19 protein-coding genes are annotated in these 20234 nt (G+C 70.4%); 7 read left to right on the top strand and 12 right to left on the bottom strand.

Going from position 1 to position 20234, the window contains the following annotated elements; all coding sequences use genetic code 11:
* Positions 1-10: 10 nt before the first annotated feature.
* Positions 11-472 carry an SGNH/GDSL hydrolase family protein gene (locus E3O48_RS03785; RefSeq protein ID WP_134537364.1) on the bottom strand — a complete coding sequence of 154 codons (462 nt, stop codon included), beginning with the start codon at positions 470-472 and terminating at the stop codon, positions 11-13.
* 57 nt (positions 473-529) lie between these two features.
* Between E3O48_RS03785 and E3O48_RS03780 the strand changes: the two genes are divergently transcribed.
* The gene (locus tag E3O48_RS03780; RefSeq protein WP_134506544.1) at positions 530-2344 is read left to right on the top strand and encodes a DEAD/DEAH box helicase; all 1815 of its coding nucleotides are present in this window, start codon (positions 530-532) and stop codon (positions 2342-2344) included.
* Between the two features lie 22 nt (positions 2345-2366).
* On the opposite strand, the gene E3O48_RS03775 is transcribed toward E3O48_RS03780, so the two are convergent.
* Entirely contained in the window at positions 2367-3581 is a 1215-nt protein-coding gene (locus tag E3O48_RS03775) for a PLP-dependent aspartate aminotransferase family protein (RefSeq protein WP_241982385.1), read from the bottom strand.
* A gap of 118 nt (positions 3582-3699) precedes the next feature.
* On the opposite strand from E3O48_RS03775, the gene E3O48_RS03770 reads away from it, so the two are divergent.
* Complete coding sequence (locus E3O48_RS03770) at positions 3700-4179, top strand: Lrp/AsnC family transcriptional regulator (RefSeq protein ID WP_134506540.1); 480 nt, start codon at positions 3700-3702, stop codon at positions 4177-4179.
* 152 nt (positions 4180-4331) lie between these two features.
* Here E3O48_RS03770 and E3O48_RS03765 read toward each other — a convergent pair whose 3' ends face one another.
* From E3O48_RS03765 to E3O48_RS03740, 6 genes are all read right to left on the bottom strand, one after another.
* The gene (locus E3O48_RS03765) at positions 4332-4535 is read right to left on the bottom strand and encodes a cold-shock protein (RefSeq protein ID WP_035840308.1); all 204 of its coding nucleotides are present in this window, start codon (positions 4533-4535) and stop codon (positions 4332-4334) included.
* A 248-nt stretch (positions 4536-4783) separates the two neighbouring features.
* Positions 4784-5635, bottom strand: coding sequence for a DUF3097 domain-containing protein (locus E3O48_RS03760; RefSeq protein ID WP_134537362.1), 852 nt, complete (start codon positions 5633-5635; stop codon positions 4784-4786).
* Between the two features lie 71 nt (positions 5636-5706).
* Positions 5707-9132, bottom strand: coding sequence for an error-prone DNA polymerase (locus tag E3O48_RS03755; protein WP_134537361.1), 3426 nt, complete (start codon positions 9130-9132; stop codon positions 5707-5709).
* Between the two features lie 60 nt (positions 9133-9192).
* Positions 9193-10785, bottom strand: coding sequence for a DNA polymerase Y family protein (locus tag E3O48_RS03750; RefSeq protein WP_241982384.1), 1593 nt, complete (start codon positions 10783-10785; stop codon positions 9193-9195).
* 2 nt (positions 10786-10787) lie between these two features.
* Entirely contained in the window at positions 10788-11528 is a 741-nt protein-coding gene (locus E3O48_RS03745) for a hypothetical protein (RefSeq protein WP_134537360.1), read from the bottom strand.
* A 31-nt stretch (positions 11529-11559) separates the two neighbouring features.
* Positions 11560-12363 carry a slipin family protein gene (locus tag E3O48_RS03740; RefSeq protein WP_174774746.1) on the bottom strand — a complete coding sequence of 268 codons (804 nt, stop codon included), beginning with the start codon at positions 12361-12363 and terminating at the stop codon, positions 11560-11562.
* A gap of 138 nt (positions 12364-12501) precedes the next feature.
* Between E3O48_RS03740 and E3O48_RS03735 the strand changes: the two genes are divergently transcribed.
* The 3 genes from E3O48_RS03735 (at position 12502) to E3O48_RS03730 (ending at position 14326) form a co-directional block, all read left to right on the top strand.
* Positions 12502-13215 (top strand): SOS response-associated peptidase, encoded by a 714-nt coding sequence (locus tag E3O48_RS03735; RefSeq protein ID WP_134537359.1) that lies wholly within the window; start codon positions 12502-12504, stop codon positions 13213-13215.
* A 94-nt stretch (positions 13216-13309) separates the two neighbouring features.
* Complete coding sequence (locus tag E3O48_RS17540) at positions 13310-13474, top strand: hypothetical protein (RefSeq protein ID WP_166788606.1); 165 nt, start codon at positions 13310-13312, stop codon at positions 13472-13474.
* 6 nt (positions 13475-13480) lie between these two features.
* The gene (locus tag E3O48_RS03730) at positions 13481-14326 is read left to right on the top strand and encodes an SMP-30/gluconolactonase/LRE family protein (protein WP_134537358.1); all 846 of its coding nucleotides are present in this window, start codon (positions 13481-13483) and stop codon (positions 14324-14326) included.
* A 3-nt stretch (positions 14327-14329) separates the two neighbouring features.
* Here E3O48_RS03730 and E3O48_RS03725 read toward each other — a convergent pair whose 3' ends face one another.
* Positions 14330-14977 carry a DUF1345 domain-containing protein gene (locus E3O48_RS03725; RefSeq protein WP_241982383.1) on the bottom strand — a complete coding sequence of 216 codons (648 nt, stop codon included), beginning with the start codon at positions 14975-14977 and terminating at the stop codon, positions 14330-14332.
* A 132-nt stretch (positions 14978-15109) separates the two neighbouring features.
* Here E3O48_RS03725 and E3O48_RS03720 point away from each other — a divergent pair, with 132 nt between their 5' ends.
* A complete protein-coding gene (locus tag E3O48_RS03720; RefSeq protein ID WP_134537357.1) occupies positions 15110-16045 on the top strand; it encodes a DnaJ domain-containing protein in 936 nt (311 codons plus the stop codon).
* On the opposite strand, the gene E3O48_RS03715 is transcribed toward E3O48_RS03720, so the two are convergent.
* Together E3O48_RS03715 and E3O48_RS03710 are read right to left on the bottom strand one after the other, a co-directional pair.
* Positions 16042-16917 (bottom strand): hypothetical protein, encoded by an 876-nt coding sequence (locus E3O48_RS03715; protein WP_134537356.1) that lies wholly within the window; start codon positions 16915-16917, stop codon positions 16042-16044. The genes E3O48_RS03720 and E3O48_RS03715 overlap by 4 nt on opposite strands.
* Before the next feature lie 22 nt (positions 16918-16939).
* Positions 16940-17152 carry a hypothetical protein gene (locus tag E3O48_RS03710; protein WP_134506525.1) on the bottom strand — a complete coding sequence of 71 codons (213 nt, stop codon included), beginning with the start codon at positions 17150-17152 and terminating at the stop codon, positions 16940-16942.
* 58 nt (positions 17153-17210) lie between these two features.
* On the opposite strand from E3O48_RS03710, the gene E3O48_RS03705 reads away from it, so the two are divergent.
* Positions 17211-17573, top strand: coding sequence for a hypothetical protein (locus E3O48_RS03705; RefSeq protein ID WP_134506523.1), 363 nt, complete (start codon positions 17211-17213; stop codon positions 17571-17573).
* A gap of 81 nt (positions 17574-17654) precedes the next feature.
* On the opposite strand, the gene E3O48_RS03700 is transcribed toward E3O48_RS03705, so the two are convergent.
* Positions 17655-20174: an FAD-dependent oxidoreductase gene (locus E3O48_RS03700; RefSeq protein WP_134537355.1), complete on the bottom strand. Its 2520-nt coding sequence runs from the start codon at positions 20172-20174 to the stop codon at positions 17655-17657.
* Positions 20175-20234: the final 60 nt, after the last annotated feature.

The raw sequence follows: 20234 nt of genomic DNA, 5'->3' as shown, positions 1-20234 counted from the left end.
GGCCGGTCCGTTACGCCGGGGTACGGCTGAACGGCCCTGCCTCAGGACGCTTGGGCAGCACGTGGTCGCCGGAGGACTGGTGCCGGATCCGCCGGAGCACCCACGGGAACAGCGCGATGGTCGCGCCGCCGGCGGCGAGCCGGCTCACGGCCTCTTCGCACCGGGCGGCGATGAGGTCAGGGTAGGAGCCGGGCCGGAGCACGTCGTTGCCGCCGGCGGAGACCGTGATCAGGTCGGGGTGCAGCGTGAGAGCCGGTTCGATCTGCTCGTCGATGATCTGGCCGATCAGCTTCCCGCGGACCGCGAGGTTCGCGTAGGCGAGATCCTCGGTGCCCTGGCTGAGAACCTCGGCTACCCGGTCGGCCCAGCCGCGGTGCCCGCCGGGGCTGGCCGGTTCCGGATCTCCCACCCCCTCGGTGAAGGAATCGCCGACGGCGACGTAGCGGGACCACGGGTGCTTCGGCGTCGTCATGCGTCCATTGTCCCCGCTCGTACCAAACTGTCGGCGCACCTTGCTAGATTTTAGGGAGTGACTACTTTGCCTGCCTTCGGACCAATCCAGGGAACGAGTGCAGCCGAACACCTGTCCCCGTCCTTCCCTGAGCGCGCCGCCTGGGGCACGGCGAACAAGCTGCGGGCCTGGCAGGCCGAGGCTCTCGAAGCGTATTTCGTGCACCAGCCGCGCGATTTCCTGGCCGCGGCCACGCCGGGCGCCGGGAAGACCACCTTCGCCCTGCGGCTGGCGGCCGAGCTGAAGGCCAGGCGGCTGATCGACCGGATCACCGTCGTCGCCCCGACCGAGCACCTCAAGCGCCAGTGGGCGGATGCCGCGGCCCGGGCGGGCATCCGGCTCGACCCGAGCTTCAAGAACGCGAACGGGCGCTACGGCAGCCACTTCCACGGCGTCGCAGTCACCTACGCCCAGGTGGCCAGCCGAGCGGCCCTGCACCGTGAACTGACCCAGTCCAGCCGCACCCTGGTCATCCTCGACGAGGTGCACCACGGCGGGGACGCGCTGAGTTGGGGCGACGCGATCCGGGAGGCCTTCGAGCCGGCCACCCGCCGGCTGTCCCTGACCGGCACCCCGTTCCGCTCCGACACCTCCCCGATCCCGTTCGTGAGCTACCTGCCCGACGAGCACGGCATCCGGCTGTCCCAGAGCGACTACAACTACGGCTACGGCCGCGCCCTCGAGGACGGCGTGGTGCGCCCTGTCATGTTCATGGTCTACGCCGGACACATGAAGTGGCGCACGAGGGCCGGCGACGAGATGGAGGCGAAGCTCGGCGAGGGCAACACCAAGGACATCACCTCGCAGGCCTGGCGCACCGCCCTCGAGCCCACCGGGCAGTGGATCCCGGCGGTCCTGCGCGCGGCCGACTCCCGGCTCACCCAGGTGCGCCACGGCATCCCCGACGCCGGCGGACTCGTCATCGCGACCGACCAGACCACGGCGCGCGCCTACGCCACCATCCTCGAGGAGATCTCGGGGGAGCCGGTCACGGTCGTGCTCTCCGACGAGAAGGAATCCAGCGACCGGATCGACGAGTTCTCGCACAACACCCGGCGGTGGATGGTGGCCGTGCGGATGGTGTCGGAGGGCGTCGACGTGCCCCGGCTGGCCGTGGGCGTCTACGCGACGAGCGCGTCCACCCCGCTGTTCTTCGCCCAGGCGATCGGCCGGTTCGTGCGGGCCAGGCGCCGCGGTGAGACCGCGTCGATCTTCCTGCCGAACGTGCCGGGCCTGCTCAGCCTCGCCAACGCGCTCGAACTCGAGCGGGACCACGCCCTCGACCGCAGCAACCGCGACGACGGTGACGACGGGATGTACAACCCCGAAGACGCCATGGTCGCCGCCGCGAACAAGGAGGAGAAGGGCTCCGACGAGCTCGGCGAGGAGTTCCTTTGGCAAGCCATCGACTCGCAGGCCACCTTCGACATGGTCATGTTCAACGGCGACGAGTTCGGTGAGCTGGCCGAGCCCGGGACCGACGAGGAATTCGACTTCATCGGAATCCCGGGCCTGCTCGAGCCGGAACAGGTCTCCGAACTGCTCCGCCAACGGCAGACCCGCCAGGCCAAGCGGTCGACGGACCGGCGCAAAGACCCTGTGACCGGTGAGATCACGCCGGAGGAACCGCCGCCGCTGTACCGCACGCTGAAGGAACAGCGCACCCTGCTCGCCAGCCTGGTCGGCATGTGGTCAAAACTCGCCAGTGAACCGCACGGCATGGTGCACGCCGAACTCCGGCGCGAGTGCGGCGGTCCAGCGGTCGCGCAGGCCAGCGTCACTCAGTTGCAGAAACGGATCGACCTGCTGCGCCGCCGCCTCGGTCGCAGCTGACCTCACTCAGGTGTACGGGGACTCAGACGACGGCTTCGTGGGGAATCCGGACCGCGCGGTCGAACGCAACATCGCCGGCCACGTCCAGCGCGGCCAGGATGTCCGACATCAGGTCGTCGACGTGCTCAAGCCCGATCGACAGCCGCACGACGGCGGCAGCGGGCCGGGCACCGGCCTCGACCGGTCGGTGCGTCAGCGAGGCAGGGTGCTGCACGAGCGAATCGACCCCGCCGAGCGAGACCGCGTGGGTGATCAGCCGGCAGGCCTCGGTGAAGCGAACGGCCGCGTCGAACCCGTCGGCGAGGTCGAGGGCGATGATCGATCCTGCCCCGGTGCTCTGCCGATTCAGCAGGCCTTGCGGGTCCTGGCCGGGCAGGCCGGGGTAGTACACCCGGGCGAGTGCCGGGTGCCCGACGAGCCGCCCGGCGATCTCGGCCGCGGTGGCCTGCTGGGCGAGAACCCGCACCGGCAGGGTGCGGAGCCCCCGGTGCAGCAGGTACGCCCCGAACGGATGCAGGATCCCCCCGGTCAGGGCGCGCACCTGGCGCAGGCGCACCACCCAGTCGGCCGGACCGGACACGGTTCCGCCCATCGCGTCACCGTGGCCGCCGAGGAACTTCGTCGCACTGTGCAGCACCAGGGTCGCCCCTGATTCGAGCGGCCGTTGCAGCACCGGCGTCGCAAAGGTGTTGTCGACCAGCAGGGGAACGTCGCCGGCGGCATCCGCCACCGCCCGGATATCGGTCAGTTCCAGGGTCGGGTTCGCGGGCGTCTCGAGGATGACGAGCCCGGTGTCGGCCCGGATGGCCGCGCCCACCCCGGCCGCGTCGACCCAGGTCACGCTCGTGCCCAGCAGTCCCGTCGCCAGTACATGGTCGGTTCCGCCGTAGATCGGTCGCAGGGCCACCACGTGCGGCTTGCCGGCGGCCACGGTGGCGATCAGCACGGCAGCCAGGGCGGCCATCCCGGTGGCGAAGGCGACCGTGCCCTCCGCCCGCTCGAGGGCGGACAGCGCCGTCTCGAACCGGGCGACGCCCGGCTGCCACAGCCGTTGATAGACGGCGGACTCGCCCGGCACCAGGGTGCCGCCCGTGGCGAGGTTCTCATAGGAATCGCCGCCGGACTCGACCCCGGTGAGCGGGTTCGTCGTCGACAGATCGATCCCGGGAACATGCATCCCCGCCTCGGTCAGGCCGTCCATCCCGGCGTGCACGGCAATGGTTTCCAGGTGCGGCATCGTTGGCATCATCCTCAGACCAAAACAGATTCTGTGTCCGCACACAAGCCCTCCTGCAGGGTCTTCCGTCTGGACGGGGATTGTCGCATAAACTGCTCGTCAAGGAAAGAGTGGGTCCATGGAACCGAAGAAATCCGAAATCGACCGGGTCGACCGGGCGCTCCTCCGCGCCCTGTCGGTCAACGCGAGGGCCTCCGGCGCCGCCCTGGCGGCGGAGATCGGCGTCGCCGAGTCGACCGTGTCCCTTCGGCTGCGCCGCCTGCAACAACTCGGGCATATCCGCGGCTACCGGGCGAACATCGACCTGGCCGCGCTCGGCGCCTCCCTGCAGGCGTTGATCTCGGTGCGGCTGGTCAAGCACGCGAGGGTGCAGATCGACGACTTCCGCAATGCGGCGCCGCACTGGCCCGGTGTGATCGGCCTGTTCCACACGGCCGGAGCCGACGACTACCTGCTGCACGTGGCTGCGGCGGATGCCTCCGACCTGCGTGACTTCGTGCTGGAACATCTCGCGGAGCATCCGGCCGTGGCCCACACCGAGACCAACCTGATCTTCGAGTACGTCGACGGGGACGGCTGGCAGGACCTGGTCAAGTAGCCGCAGCCGGTCGACGAGCACCTGACGCTACGATTGTGCCGTCAGGAAGGAGGGGGATGACCCGGGTTGACCCGGGGTCGTCTGCATGGCGCAAAAAAAACAACGCCCCCCGCCGAAGCGGGGAGCGTTGAAGCAGCTTATGTGGCTGTTATTTAGAGGGCGCGGATGTTCTCGGCCTGGGGACCCTTGGGGCCCTGGGTTACCTCGAACTCGACCTTCTGGTTCTCGTCGAGCGACTTGTAGCCGTTCGATGCGATCGCGGAGTAGTGCGCGAAGACATCGGCGCTTCCGTCGTCGGGAGCGATGAAGCCGAAGCCCTTTTCAGCGTTGAACCATTTCACGGTACCTGTTGCCATTTTTGAAACTCCTCCAGGAGTGTTAGAAGGACCTCGACTTTCGAGGCCGTTCGTCGCGGTATTCGTCGTCCGCTTCCGAAAGGAATACGCCGCGGGAACCGAAGTCACCGCGTATTGAGACGTGCAAGCACTACAACTACTGAGATAACACTAGCCCACGTCGCCCCGTGCAAACTGTTTTCTGTGAGAATTCGAGGCTAAAGCGTTACGTTTCCTGAAAGTCAGGCACAAAGCCGGCGGGGCCTTCACTAATCCACGGTCACGAAATCGATGAGGTGTTCGACCCGGCCGAGCAGTTGCGGCTCGAGGTCGGCGAAGGTCCGCACCCGGCCGAGGATCCGCTGCCAGGCCCGGGCGATGTCCGCCTGGTCCTCGTGGGGCCAGCCCAGGGCCTCACAGATCCCGTGCTTCCACTCGATGCTGCGGCGAATGTCGGGCCAGGCGGTGAGCCCCAGGCGCTCGGGTTTGACCGCCTGCCAGACGTCGACGTACGGATGCCCGACCACGAGCACATGACGGCCGTACGGCCCGCGCGCCACGGCATCGGCGATCCGGCTCTCCTTGGAACCGGCGACGAGGTGGTCGACCAGCATCCCGACCTTGCGGGTCGGCCCCGGCTTGAACTCGGCAAGCAGCTCCTCGAGGTTGTCCACGCCTTCGATGTACTCGACGACGACGCCCTCGATCCGGAGGTCGGCGCCCCACACCTTCTCGACCAGTTCGGCGTCATGGCGTCCCTCGACGAAGATCCGGCTGCCGCGGGCGACCCGGGCCGGGGCATCCGACACCGCCAGGGAGCCGGAGGCGGTGCGGGCGGGCTTCCGGGATGCCGCGCGGGCGGGGGCGGCGAGGACCACCGGCCGGCCGTCGATCAGGAAGCCGCCGCCGAGGGGGAACAGGCGCAACTTGCCGTGACGGTCCTCCAGCGTGACGACGCTCTTCTCGATCCGGATGACGGCGCCGCAGAAGCCGGTGGCGACCTCTTCGACGACGAGACCGGCGGTGGCGTCCTGGGACGGGATGACGGTGCGACCCACCTCGCGCCAGCCTGGCCGCAGCACATCCGCGCTGTACCGGTCCTGGGGATTGCCATCGTGCATGTCTCGGTCGTCCATTCCCGTTGCCGGCCCGGGACCGTTGGCCCTGGCGCCGGATTCCGCCTCGATCGACGCTAGCGGAAGTCACGCGAGGTCGTGGGCGCGGAGACGGTGAGCGGCTCGAACCGGTCGGCGATCAGGTTGGTCACACCCTCCGGAGAGCGCTCGAGGATGCCGCGCACGATGAGGGCCGGTGATTCCCGGGCGACCCGGCGGAACCGATTCCAGACGCCGAGGCCGGCGATCACGTTGAGGGTCCCGGTCTCGTCCTCCAGGTTGATGAAGGTGACCCCGCCCGCGGTCGCCGGGCGTTGCCGGTGCGTCACGACGCCGCCCACTTCGAGGCGGCGGCCGCTTTCGCGCTGCGGCAGGGCGTCGATCGGCACGGCGCCTCGGGCGGCGAGGGACGCGCGGGCGTGCCGGATCGGGTGGTCGTCGGGGGAGATGCCGGTGGCCCACAGGTCGTAGACCACCTGTTCGGTCGGAGTGAGAAGCGGCAGCAGCGGCGGCTGGACCGACCCGGACGTGCCGGCGAGGTAACCGGATCGTTCCCGGGCCGCGTCGCCGGCGGTCCAGAGGGCGGCGCGGCGGTCCAGGCCCAGCCCCTGGAACGCGCCTGCGGTGGCGAGCGCCTCGAGCTGGTCGGTGCTCAGTCTGACCCGGCGGGTGAGATCCGTCATCGACCGGTACGGCCCATTCTCGGCACGTTCGGCGACCAGCGTGCGGGCGAGATCTTGGCCGATCCCGGTGACCGCGGCCAGCCCCAACCGCACATTGAACGCCCCGTCGCGCCGGTGCTCGCGGAAGTCGGGAGGAACGGCCCGGTCGAAGGGGCCGACCGGGGGCTGCTCCGGGTGCAGGCAGGCCGGGCGCCCGCCCGCTCCCGGCGTGCTCCCGCCCCCGGCGCCGGCACGGCGTTCCAGCGACGCGTCGGGCTCTGACCTGAGGATGTCGGGTGGGAGCACCTGGACTCCGTGCCGCCTGGCATCCGCCACCAGCGACTGGGGGGAATAGAACCCCATCGGCTGGGCGCGCAGGAGCGCGGCGAGGAAAGCGGCGGGGTAGTGCAGCCGGAGCCAGGCGCTGGAGTAGACGAGCAGGGCGAAGCTGATCGAGTGGCTTTCGGCGAAACCGAAATTGGCGAAGGCCTCGATCTTGGCGTAGATCGAGTCGGCCACCTCGCCGGTGATGCCGTTGGACGCCATTCCCGCGTAGAGGCGGGCCCTGAGGCTGGAGATCTTCTCCACCCCGCGCTTGGAGCCCATCGCCCGGCGCAACAGGTCGGCGTGCTCGCCGGTGCAGCCACCGACGGCCATGGCCATCTGCATGAGCTGCTCCTGGAACAGGGGCACGCCCAGGGTGCGCTCGAGCACCGGTTCGAGCCTGGGGTGCAGGTAGGTCACCGGTTCCTGGCCGAGCTTGCGCCGGATGAACGGATGCACCGCCCCGCCCTGGATCGGACCGGGCCGGATCAGGGCGATCTCAACGACGAGGTCGTAGAACCGGCGAGGCTGCAACCGCGGCAGGGTGCCGATCTGGGCGCGGCTCTCGACCTGGAACACCCCGACCGAGTCGGCCCGGCAGAGCATGTCGTAGACACCCTGCTCCTCGCGGGGGATGGACGACGGGCCCCAGGACTCGCCCAGCTCCTCCCGCACGAGGTCGAAGGTGTACTGCAGGGCGGCCAGCATCCCGAGCCCGAGCAGGTCGAACTTCACCAGGCCCATCCAGGCGCAGTCGTCCTTGTCCCACTGCAGAACGGTGCGCGCGTCCATCCGGGCGGGCTCGATCGGGCAGACCTCGCCGACGGGCCGGTCGGTGAGCACCATCCCGCCGGAGTGGATTCCGAGATGGCGCGGCGCGGCCAGCAGCTGTTCGGCCAGGTCGGACACGAGCGGGGGGATATCGTGGTCGACGCCCGCCACGGCCTCTCCCCACCGCTCCACCTGCTTCGCCCACGCGTCCTGGCGCCCGGTGCTGTAGCCCAGGGCGCGGGCGACGTCCCTGACCGCGGATTTCGGCCGGTAGGTGATCACATCGGCAACCTGGGCCGCATTCAACCGTCCGTAGCGCCGGTAGACGTACTGGATCACCTCCTCCCGGCGGTCCGAGTCGAAGTCGACGTCGATGTCGGGTTCCTCGTCGCAGAGACTGGACAGGAAGCGTTCGAAGGGCAGCCGGTAGAAGATCGAATCCACGGCTGTGATCCCGATCACGAAACAGACGGCGGAGCTCGCGGCCGAACCGCGACCCTGGCAGAGGATGCCGCGGCTGCGGGCGAACTGGACGATGTCGTGCACGATCAGGAAGTAGCCGGGAAAGTCCTTGGCCTCGATCACGGCGAGTTCCTTCTCGATCCGCTCTCGCACGTTGTCGTTGAGGCCCGGGTAACAGCGCGCCGCCCCCGCCCTGACCAGGGCGCGGAGCCAGCTCATGGGGGTGTGTCCCTCGGGCACATCCTGGCGCGGCAGGCGAGGCCGTGCCCGGCGAAGGGAGAAGGCGAGTTCCCTGGCCAGCGGGACCGTGTTCGCGACCGCACCGGGATAGCGGCGGAACCGGGCGGCCATTTCGTCGCCGCTGCGCAGGTGGGCGCCGGCGGTTGCGGGCAGCCAGCCGTCGAGGTCGTCCAGGCTCCGTCTGGCGCGCACGGCGGCGACGGTGGCGGCCAGCCGGGCCTGGTCGGGGCTGGCGTAGTGCACGTTGTTCGTGGCCAGCAGGGGCAGATCGGCCCGTTCGGCGAGCGCGGCGAGGGCGTCGTTCGTGCTGGAGTCGAGCTGGTTGCCGTGGTCGAACAACTCGACGTGGACGTTCTCCCGGCCGAAGAGCCGCACCAGCCGGGTCAATTCCACGGCCGCGGCGGTCCGGTCCCCGGTCGCCAGGGCAGCCCGAACGGCGCCCTTGCGGCATCCGGTCAGGACTGCCCAGTGGCCGGCCGACTGTTCTGAGAGTCGTTCGAGGTCGTAGACCGGCCGCCCCTTCTCGTCGCCGGCGAGCTGTGCCTCCGTGATGGCTCCGGCCAGCCGGTGGTAGCCGGTCTGGCCTCGGGCGAGCACGACGAGGTGGGTGCCCGCCGGGTCGGGGATCCCGTTCTGCGGACCGGGCAGCCCGAGGGACAGTTCCGCGCCGAAGACCGTGCCGACCTCGGGGTAACTCTCGGCAGTCTCCGCCAGGCGGACCACCCCGTAGAGCCCGTCGTGATCCGTCAGGGCGAGCCCGGTCAATCCGAGCCGATTCGCCTCTTCGAGGAGCTGTTCCGGGGAGCTTGCGCCGTCGAGGAAGCTGAAGCTGGAGTGCGCGTGCAACTCGGCATACGGCGTTGAGTCTGCGGTCGGCCGTGCCGCGACGGCCGGTTCCCCGTCGGGGCGGTAGGGCGCTCTTCGCCGCGACCACGCCGGGCTGTCGCCGCCGTCGGCGCCACTTGGTGTTCCGGTCGGGCGGCGCCGGTCGGAGAGCTGGCGCTCCAGTTCCGACCAGGAGATCGGCGGGTTGCTCCATCCCATCAGGGTTGTCCTTCCGGATTCAGGCCGCGGGGCCTGAACGACGTGAGGGGCCAGGGTCGCTCAGTCATAGTGGGCCTCCGCCCACCAGCGCCGGTCGTCGAAGTGGAGCAGCCAGGCGGCGCCGTCGGCGTCGACGATCTGCACGCGATCGACCCGGCGCCCGCCTCCGGGTCGCCACCAGCCCTCATGCACGGGCCAGGGACCGGCCCAGGCGGCCACCGATCGCAGGTCGTCTTTCTGCCCGGAGGGGGAGAACTGTACGGGATCTGCCGGGAGGAGACCGCGCTCGTCCACGTCGACCTGGCTCCCGTCCTGGGTGAGCAGGCCGACCGGTCGTCGTTCCCGGAACACGGTTGCCGGCAGGGGCCCCGCCAGGCTCCCCGGCCACGGGGCAGCGGCGGCCCCGGCCGGCCCGGCGCGAGGGCCGGCCGGCGCATCGCCCCAGGGGACGAAGACCTGGCGCTCGGCGAGCAGCCTGCCGCCGCCGACCACGGCCGTGACCACCCCCTCGTGCCCCAGCAGGCTCTGCACCCGGGACAGGGCGTGATGGATGCGTTCGTCCGGTCCGGAGCCCCAGAGCCCCGGCTCGTGGTTGCCGGCGCCGTCGACCTCCTCCGGGAGGATCCGGAGCCAGCACACCGCCGAGTCGAGCCCGGGATCGCCGGCCCCGCTGCCCTGCAGCTGCCAGCGCACCCGGTCGACGACGTCGGCGGCGTCGAACCAGCGCGGATGCCGCCAGCTGCGGCCGAGCATCCGGCCGGAGTCCAGGCCGACCTCGACCCGGAGGGTCGTGCAGACCAGGTGGGCGCCGGCGAGGCCGTCGACGAAACTGTCGGCCGGCGCGCGCGCCGCGAAGGCGACCTGGTCGATCCGGTCGAGGGGAGGCTCGAACCGGAGCAGCAGGTCGCGCTGCGGGGGCGGCACCCTGGCCGGCAAGGGTGCCGGATCGACGCCGCGGGCCTGCGCCTGCGCCGCCAGGCCCGCGGGCCCGAACCGCTGCGCGACCTGCGCGGCGGGAAGGGCGGCGAGGTCGCCCAGCGTGTGCACGCCCAGGCGGCGCAGCAGCATGGTCAGCCGCGCGTCCACGACCAGGGCGACCGGCATTCCGGCCAGGAAGCCGGATGAGTGTCCGGGCGGCACCGCCCGGACCTCCGCCCGTTGCGCGCTCCGCGCGGCCTGCTCAGCGGCGAACGGCCCGTCGGCGATGCCGACCCGGGCATCGGCGACCCCGAGGTCGAGGACAGCGTCACGCATGGATTGCCCGGCCGGCTCCTCACCGCCGTAGTACCGGGCGGGACCCCGGGCCCGCACGGCGCCGGTGCCTGGGCGGATCGTCGCCACGCCGGGGGCGACCTCCTCGAGTCGGGCCAGCACGGGCTCGAACGCCCGCTCGTCGAGCCGCGGGTCGTGGGGCAGCGCGACGAGGGTTCCGCACCGGTATTGCGCCTCGCGGAGCGTCAGCCCGCGCCGCACCCCGTCAGCCCGCGCCGACGCCGACGAGGCGAATACCGTTCCCTGGGAGATCAAGGCCAGCGGCGCATCGCGGGGGAGACCGGTCTCCGCGCGGGCGGCGGCGACAGGCCAGTCCGGGCACCAGAGCACGATCGTCCTCGAGGGTGAGGACAGGGTCGGCGGAGGCTCAGGCCCGGCCACGGTCAGCCTGTCCCTTCCCGCAGGAACCCGGCCTCGTCCCACGCAGCCCCGGACCGGCCTGCCGGCAGGTGGGGCAGCCCGGCCGCGTCGTTCGAGGGGTGCGGCCCACCACCCGCGAGGACCACCGAGGCCTTTCGCGTCATTCCTCCGCCGTGCCCGGCCGCGGCAACGACGGTGACGCTCATCCCGGACAGGGACCCATGGCCAGGGCCCAGCCCCTCACAATGCCGTGCCGCGATGGTCAGCTCCGCCTCGCACGCGGTCCAGGGTCCGGCGACGAGGAGGACACCGCCGCGCTGGCGGAGCCGCGCGGCGAGGCGGGCGGCATCCGCGGAGCGGGCCGGGGCCGGCGGGCGCACGGCCACGACCGGCAGGGCGTCCACGAGTGCGGCCGTCACGGCCAGCCAGCGATCACCGGGCCGCGGAACCTGGACGAGGCGGTCCAGGGCGATTCCGAGGCCCGCGGCTGCTTCGATTCCGAAGTCGGGCAGGCCGACGACCCCGCACCATGCGCCGTCCCGCGACGGGGCGGCGAGGAGCGCCATCACCAGCGCGGTGGAGTTCGGTACCGTGTAGACGCACCCGTGCCGCAGCCCTCCGCCGGGGAAGAGTCCGGCCAGGGCCGGCAGGGTCGGCAGAAGGCCGCCGAGTCGCGTGGCCTGCATCGCGTCGATCTGGTCCTGGAGCCCGGACGCAGGCGCGCGACCGGACGGTGACGAGGAGGTGGCGGTTGCACTGGACACACCAATATAATCGAACGTATCTTCGATTAAGTCAATGGTCTTTCTCGGCGGCGTTTCCGGTCGCCGCGGCCGCCTCGCGGGCCAGGAAGGCACCGAGTTCACCGATTGTGCTCATCAGGGGCGCCGGGAAGACGACCACGGTGTTCTTGTCGACCCCGATCTCGACGAGGCTCTGCAGGTTCCGCAGCTGCAGGGCCAGCGGGTGGGCCATCATCGTGTCCGATGCGTCGCCGAGTGCGGCCGCGGCAAGGGACTCGCCCTCGGCGTTGATGATCTTCGCCCGTTTCTCCCGTTCGGCCTCGGCCTGCCTGGCCATCGCCCGCTTCATCGAGTCGGGGAGCAGGATGTCCTTGAGCTCGACGAGGGTGACCTCCACGCCCCAGTCCAGCGTCTGCACGTCGAGGATCTCGCGAATGTTGACGTTGAGGATGTCCGTCTCGGCGAGGGTTTCATCCAGGGTGTGCTGGCCGACGACCTTCCGCAGCGTGGTCTGGGCGATCTGGTCGATCGCGGCGTGCACATTCTCGATCGCGATCACCGACTTCACGGGGTCGACGATCCGGAAGTAGGCGACCGCGGACACCCCCACACTGACGTTGTCCCGGGTGATGATGCCCTGGGACTGGATCGGCAGGGTCACGATCCGCAGGGCCACCCGGTGCAGCACGTCGACGAACGGGATGATGAAGGTCAGGCCGGGCGGGCGCGTGCCGATTAGGCGACCGAACCGGAGCACTACGCCCTTTTCGTACTGTTTGATCACCCGGATCGAATTCGCGGCGACGATGAGCGCCAGCACGAGCACGACCGCCAGAACCACGATGAACACGACCATGGGGAGCTCTCCTCCGCGGCGCACCGGCGCCGACGCTCCGATTCTGCTCCCGCCGGCGCGCGCCCGCCAGTGCCCCGGCGCGCGCCCGCCAGTGCCCCGGCGCGCGGCAACCGGCAGCGGCGGTAGTAGCCTGTCGCTATGTGCGGGCGATTCATCATCACGGATACGGCGCCTGACCTCGCCGCCATGTTCGACGCCCCGCATGAGGGCGAGAACCTCCCTGAGCCCTCCTGGAACATCAAACCGACCGAGCAGATTCTGATCGTGGTCGAATCGGCGAAGTCCGGGTCCGTCGTGCGCCGCCTCGAATCCGCCCGCTGGTCCCTCGTGCCGTCCTTCTCCACCGAACTCGCCCTCGGTTACCCCACCTTCAACGCCCGCGCCGAGACGGCGGCGGAGAAGGCCACCTTCCGTGCCTCGGTCGCGTCCGGCCGCGCGCTCATCCCAGCGACCGGCTACTTCGAGTGGCACACGGTCGGCACGGAGAAGACGCCCTATTTCGTCCACTCGGATGACGGCCTGCCGCTCGCGTTCGCCGGCCTCTATTCGTGGTGGCGCAATCCTGTCCTCGCCGCCGACGATCCGGCGCGCTGGGTGCTCACGGCGACCATCCTCACCACCGACGCGGACGGCCCCCTGCGCGGCCTCCACGACCGGATGCCGGTGGTGCTTCCCGAGGAATGCTGGGACCAGTGGCTCGACCCGCACACTGTCGGCGACCAGGCCCTCGTCGACGCGGCCGTCGACGCGTCCCGGGAGCCGAGCGCGGCGCTCCGCTTCCATCAGGTTGCCCCGGTGACGGGGAACGGCCCCGAGCTGATCGAACCTGTCGGCGCTCGAACCGGGGGCTGACCGCCGCACGTTCCCTCCCCGGGTCGTCCAGCCGGTACGCTCGACTCATCGGCCCGGCGAACCTGTGCGGGCACCGCTCGAGAGGACCACCCCCATGAACGTCGTCGCCTTCATCGTCGCCATGGCGATTTTCATCCTCGGATTCTGGCTTTTCGGTCTCGCCTTCGCGGTGACCGCCGGCCAGTTGCCGATCTTCTTCGCCGGAATTCTCTGCGTCGCACTCGCCGTGTACATCCCGGTCCAGCTGCTCCGCGACTAGACCGCCGTGCTCGCCGAGCAATTCACCGACCCGGTCGCCTTCCACGCCGAGGGTCCGGTCTGGTCGGACGCCTGGGGCGGCCTGCGCTGGGTGGACATGTTCGCCGGCGATATCCTGTCGCTCGACGGCGACACGGTCAACCGCCGCAACGTCGGCCCGTTCGTGGCTGCGCTGCGACCCCGGGCGTCGGGCGGCGCGGTGATCGCCCTCGAACGCGGGTTCGCCCTCGAGGACGCCGCCGGTGACCTGACCCGGCACGACCCGTTGTGGAGTGGCCCCGGCATGCGGATGAACGAGGGCGGCTGCGACCCGCACGGCCGGTTCTACTGCGGCTCGATGGCCTGGGACCAGCGGGCAGGGGCCGGGTCGCTGTACCGGCTCGAGGCCGACGGCCGGGTCGCCGTGGTCCAGGAGGACCTGACGATCTCCAACGGGCTGGAGTGGAGCCCGGACGGTTCCCTGGCCTACTACAACGACACTTCCACCGGCCGGGTCGCCGTCTTCGACTACGACGCTGAATCCGGCCTGACCGGGTTGCGCACCTTCGCTGAGATCCCCGCCGACGCCGGCTACCCCGACGGACTGACCGTCGACAGCGAGGGATGCGTCTGGGTGGCGCTCTACGCGGGAGGGGCCGTGCGGCGCTACACGCCGGACGGCATCCTCGACGGAGTCGTCGAGGTCGGTGCGCACCGGGTCACCGCCTGCACGTTCGGTGGTCCCTTGCTCGACCGGCTGTTCATCACCACGTCGCGCGAGGACCTGGTCCCCGGGGAAGACTCCCTGGCAGGCTCCCTGTTCGTGGCCGACGTGGGGGTCACCGGACGGCCCGTTCGGGAGTTCGCCGGCTGAGCGTCAGCGCAGGAGCCCGGCGACGAGGTTGATCAGGGTCGCCAGGATGACCGAGCCGAAGAGGTAGGACAGCAGGCCGTGGCGGAGCGCGGTCATCCGCACCGAATGGTCCTCGATGTTCGTGTCCGACACCTGGAAGGTCATCCCCAGGGTGAAGGCCAGATAGGCGAAGTCCCCGTAACTCGGCGGTGCCGTCTGGTTGAAGGAGACCCCGCCGTCGACGCCGGAGTAGTACAGCGACGCGTACCGCAGCGTGAAGAGCGTGTGCAGCAGGACCCAGGACAACGCGACGCTCAGCACGGCCACCCCGGCCTGGATGCCCTGCTGGCCGGCGGTGGTCCGGGTCTCCAGCAGCAGGAACGCGACCGCGCCCAGGCTGGCCAGGCTGGTCAGCACGATGAGGAGGTCGGCGACCCCTCGCGACGGGTCTTCCCGCGTCGCATGGCCGGCGGTCGTGGCGGCATCCATCGGGGCGATCGTGAGCCAGACCCAGGTGACGTAGGTGACGCAGGCCACGCCCCAGCCGGCGATCGGCGCCAGCGCCCAGTCGCCGGAGAGGCCGGTCAGCACCGCGGCCGCGATTCCCAGCACGGCCATCACGACCAGGCGGGTGCTCGAACGGTGGACCTTCAGGACTCCGATGGGCTTCACCCGCTGATCGTCCCACAAAAACCGGCGGGGGTGCCGCTGGGCGGCAGCGTGGCGCGTGCGGCGAGATTCCAGCAACCATCGGTAGGGTGAACACAGGAAAATCGACCGTTGAGCCTGAAAGTGACCGCGAGGATGTCTGAAAGCCCGGCCGCGGCTTCACCATATGAGGTGTTGGGCGTCACGCCGTCGGCGAGCGCCGACGAACTTCGCCGCGCCTACCGCCGCCTGCTCCGCCAGACGCACCCCGACGTCGGCGGCAGCGCCGTGCAGTTCCACGCGGTGCAGGTGGCCTGGGAACGGGTGGGCACGCCGGACAGCCGGGCCGCCTACGACCGCCGGCGCTACCCGGACTCCGGTGAGCCGCCCGTTCGCACCGCCCACGCCTCGGCGCAGACCGCCGGCCAGGCCACCCGCTCCGGGGTCAAGGCGAGGATGTACGGCCACCCGGGCGGGCTGGCCCGGCAGCGCTACCTCGACCTCCTGCGCGAGTGGGCCGGCCGTGGCACCACCATTGAGGACCCCTACGCGCCGGCGCTCGTGCGGTCGGCCCCGCGGGAGATCCGTCACTGCCTGGCGAAGGCCCTCGCCGAGGAGGTCACCGCCCAGCAGATCAGCGGACTCGGCATCGGCTTCACGGCCTGGCATGACGTTGCCGCGGGCGGCCAGGTCGACAAGATCGACCATGTCGTGCTCGGGCCGGCCGGGCTGTTCGGGGTGCTCTCCGAAGACTGGGGCGCACCCGTCCAGTTGCGGCGCGGCGAGCTGGTCGGCGAGGCCCTCCACGACGAAGACCACCCCGTCGACGACTTCACGGCTGCCGCCCGCGCCCTGGCCAGGTCGCTCCGGGTGCGGTTCACCGCGATCGTGATCGTGCTGCCCGACGACGCCGTCGCGGAGCCGCTGACGGTTCCGGGTCGCGGGCGGCGCCCCACCGTGATCACCGTCCCCCGGTCACGGCTGGTCGGGCTGCTCCGCGACGGCCTGCCCGGCATGGAGCGAGGCAGCTTCGAGAAGGTGTTCGAGCTGCGGAGCCGTCTGCAGGACGGCATCCGCTTCATCGCGGACTAGCGAAGTCCGAGCTTGTCCACCCAGAAGCCGAGGAACTGCGCTCCGGCCTCGTCGTGGATCAGGTCGCCCTCGACGATGATCGGGTAGGGGCGGTCGAGGATGCCGTCGGCCGGCCGCACGTCGACGTGGGACACGTCATAGCCTGCCGCGTGCAGGTGGTCGGCCATCAGGTAGTCGCTGCGCGAGTCCCCGACCGAGCGCCAGACGCTCGGGAGCGGCCCGGACTGGGCGAAGAAGGCGAGCGCGCGCTCGGCGCCCCGGTCCTTGTCGAGGGTGACCGACTCGATGTCGGTCGAGATGATCGTCGGGTCGATCCGGAATGGTACGGCGCCGTCCGCGTCGGGCACGACGCGATCGCCGAACCGCACTCCGAGGCCGAGACCGGTGAGCGCCGAGAACGCGGCCTCGTTGAACCGGGCGGCGGCGGCCTGGTAGACGGCGTGGTCGGCATCCGTGCGCTGCTCGACGGAGACCATCGCCTGTTTCGTCTCGTCGAAGAACATGGTGTCGGCGAACCGGTCGGCCACCAGCCGGCGCAGGGTCTCGACGGCCTCGGCGGGGAGGGCGACGGAGTCATCGACGACGACCTCGCCGATGCCGTCGGCGGTGATCGGGAACCAGACGGCGCCCTTCTCGCAGACGCCGTACATGCGCATCGTCCCGGGCAGCCCCGCCGCGCGGAGGGGAACGACGACCTGGTCCCGGATGAACGCGACCGACCGGCCGGTGACGAACGCGATCGGAACGTTGGCGCCGGCCAGGGTGATCAGGTCGGTGATGATGCTCGGGGTGGCGATGGTGCGGGTAACCGGGCTGGCGATCGGCCCGTCCACGTCGAGCAGGAGTCCAAGAGGGGAGAGAGGTTCGGGCATGTGCCCATTGTTCCACGCGTCGTCAGAGCGCCACGGCGGCCGCAGGGCTGCCTACCTCGTCTCCGCGACGATGCTCCGTCGTCGCGGTGAGGCGAGGCTGCGCCCCGAGGCAGCGGCCGGTGGCTCTCAGGTGCACCCGGTCGTCGCCGCCCGGTTGGAAATCCAGGGCGGCGTCGGGGATGTCAACGGTGACCCGGCCGACACCACCCGTGTCCGCCCGCTGCGTCCGGGGCACCCCGGACGGCGCCTCCTGGGCTACACGCGGTCGCAGGCAGCGCCTATCCTTGATGGAGATGATTACGAGACGTATGGCCGCCCTGCGGCTGGATATTCCGCTGGAAATGGCGCAGCGGCACGAGCTCCCGTCGCGGATGACCGAGGCCGAGCTGAGCGAGATCGAGCGCAACCCCCCGGCCTGGCTGGTGCAGTCGCGTGCCAATCGAACCGGGAAGAAGCCGGTCTGGGTGGAGCTCAGCTGTGACGTCTGCGGTTTCTCCGAGGCGGCACGCCCGAAGAAGTGGTGGCCGGCCTTCACCTACCTGACCTGCGACTACCACGGTTCGGACGAGCTGCCCGATCCCGCCGACGGCATGAGCCGCACCGAGGTGGACGGGATCGGGACCCGGTTCATCGGCATCGTCGACGAGGCCCCATAACCCGGGCTCCCCGCCCAGCCCCGCCCGGCGCTGGCGCGGTCCTGGGGCCCCGACCACCATCGTCGACGGAACCGTCCGCGGCTAGATGAACAGGGTGGTGGTCGACTCCGCCGCTTCGCCGAGGAAAGTGGCGACTCCGCCGAGTTCGACGCCGTCCATCAGGTCCGACGGCGCGATGCCGAGCAGGTCCATGGTCATGGTGCAGCCGATCAGCCGCGCGCCGCCGGCCTGGGCCGACGCGATCAGCTCGGGCAGGGAGGCTACCGCGTTCTCCTTCATGACCTTCTTGATCATGGCCGCGCCGGCGCCCAGCATGTTCATCTGCGACAACGGCATGCTCCCGGCGCTGGAGGGCATCATGGTCGCGAACATCTTGTCCATCAGCTTGCGTTCGCGCTTGGGCGGATCGATACGGCGCAGGGCGTTGAGCCCCCAGAAGGTGAAGAACATCGACACCTCCTCGCCCATGGCGATCGCGCCGTTGGCGATGATGAAGGCCGCGATGACCTTGTCGAGGTCGCCGGAGAAGACGACGAACGAGGTCTTGCCGGGCCGGGGCTCCGCCGGCGTGATGGCCGAGGTGCTCGCCGCGGAGGCCGCCCCACCCTTGCGCATGGTCGCGACGTAGCCGGAGCCCTCGGGCTCGATCGCGAGGAGCTGGTGTCCGTTTCGCCTGGCCCAGACCGGTGCGTCGCTGGCGAAGCCGGGGTCCGAGACGTGCACGACGAGCTCGTCGCCCGAGGTGAGTGACTTCATCTTGTCGGAGAGCTTCATGATCGGCCCGGGGCAGGCCAGTCCCGAGCAGTCCAGGTCCACCCGGAGCCCGGTGCCCTGGCTGAGCGCCGTCGACCGCGCGGCAGCCGCACGAATGTCGACGGATTCCGCGTAGGCGGTCATCGGCAGGGGTGGTTCGTCACTGTCCGGCTTGACCTCGTGCCAGGAGCGGAAGGTGTCCGACCCGCCGGAGAGGGTGGCGATGTCGGTGAAGCCGCGCTGCACGAGCGCACGGTAGGCCAGGTAGCTGCGGAAGCCGACCGCGCAGTACAGCCGGAACGGAGCCGTCCGGTCCCAGGCCTCGCTGGCCGAACGGATGTCGCCGAGCGGCACGTTCTCGGCCCCCGGCAGATGCCAGATCGAGAATTCCTCCGGAGTGCGCACGTCGATCAGTCGGGTGCCGCGGGTCGCCTCGGGGTAGTCCTGGGCGTACCAGAGGGTGAGGTCGCCACGGAGCACGTTGCCGGCGACGAAGCCGGCCATGTTGACCGGGTCCTTGGCCGAGCCGAATGGCGGGGCGTAGGCCAGCTCGAGTTCTTCGAGGTCGTAGACGGTCAGGCCGGCGCGGAGGGCGGTGGCGAGCACGTCGAGGCGCTTGTCCACCCCGTCGAAGCCGGCCGCCTGGGCGCCGAGGATTCGGCCGGTGTCGGGGGAGAAGAGCACCTTCAGCTGCATCATGGCCGTGCCGGGGTAGTACCCGGCGTGCCCGGAGGGGTGCACGTGCACCGCCCGGTAGGGAACCTCGGCGGCGAGCAGCTGGCGCTCGGTGGCGCCGGTGCCGCCCGCGACCATGTCGAACACCTTCACGATCGAGGTGCCCTGGGTGGACCGGTATTCGGTCGTGCGGCCGCAGATGTTCTCGGCGGCCACTCGGGCCTCCCGGTTCGCCGGGCCGGCGAGCGGGGCGAGCCACTGCCCGGGCAGCACCGTGTGGGGGGTCTCGACGGAGTCGCCCGCGGCCCAGATGTGCGGGTCGGAGGTGCGCATGTGCGTGTCGACGGTCACTCCGCCGCGCGGGCCGAGCTCCAGCCCGGCGTCCCTGGCGAGCAGGGTGTTCGGGCGCACACCGGCGGAGAGGATGACCAGGTCGGCCTCGAGCACGGACAGGTCGGTCAGTTCGACGTTCAGCCCGCCGCCCTTCCGTTCGGTGAACGCGGCGGCCGCCGTGGATAGGTGCAGGGTGATCCCCCTGCTCCGCAGGTGGTGCTCCACCGGCACCGACAGCTCATGGTCGAGCGGGGGGAGGATCTGGTCGCTCATCTCGACAACGTCGACGAGTGCGCCGCGGTGCTTGAGGTTCTCGGCCATTTCGAGCCCGATGTAACCGGCGCCGATCACGACGGCCCTGACCGGTCCGCGTGCGCCGGTGGCGGCCTGCGCGATCGCGGCGTCGAGCTGCGCCTTGATCACGTCCATGTCGCCGATCCGCCTCAGCACGTGCACGCCCGGCAGGTCGATGCCCGGCAGCGGAGGGCGCAGCGGTTCGGCGCCGGTGCAGAGGGCAAGGGCATCATAATGTTCGACGTATTCGCGTCCGCTGTCGACCTCACGGATCGAAACGGTCTGCGCCGCCCTGTCGATGGCGGTGACCTCGTTCCCGACCCGCACATCGATGTCGAGGGATTCACGCAGGCTCTCCGGGGTTTGTAAGAGGAGGCGGCTGCGATCTGTGATGACTTCGCCGATATGGTACGGCAGGCCACAATTGGCGAAGGAGACGTGATGGCCCCGTTCGAGCACGATAATTTCAGCGAACTCATCCAGACGGCGAGCACGCGCGGCGACTGAAGCGCCAGCGGCGACCCCGCCAACGACGACGATCTTCATGGAAGTGCCTTTCGGTTGGCCGGATCAGCGACAGGGCCAACCCGGCAGATACCCCCAAGG

The sequence above is a fragment of the Cryobacterium sp. HLT2-28 genome (assembly GCF_004402495.1).
In the GTDB taxonomy this organism is placed as follows: domain Bacteria; phylum Actinomycetota; class Actinomycetes; order Actinomycetales; family Microbacteriaceae; genus Cryobacterium; species Cryobacterium mannosilyticum.
This window is presented reverse-complemented; position numbering and strand designations above follow the sequence as displayed.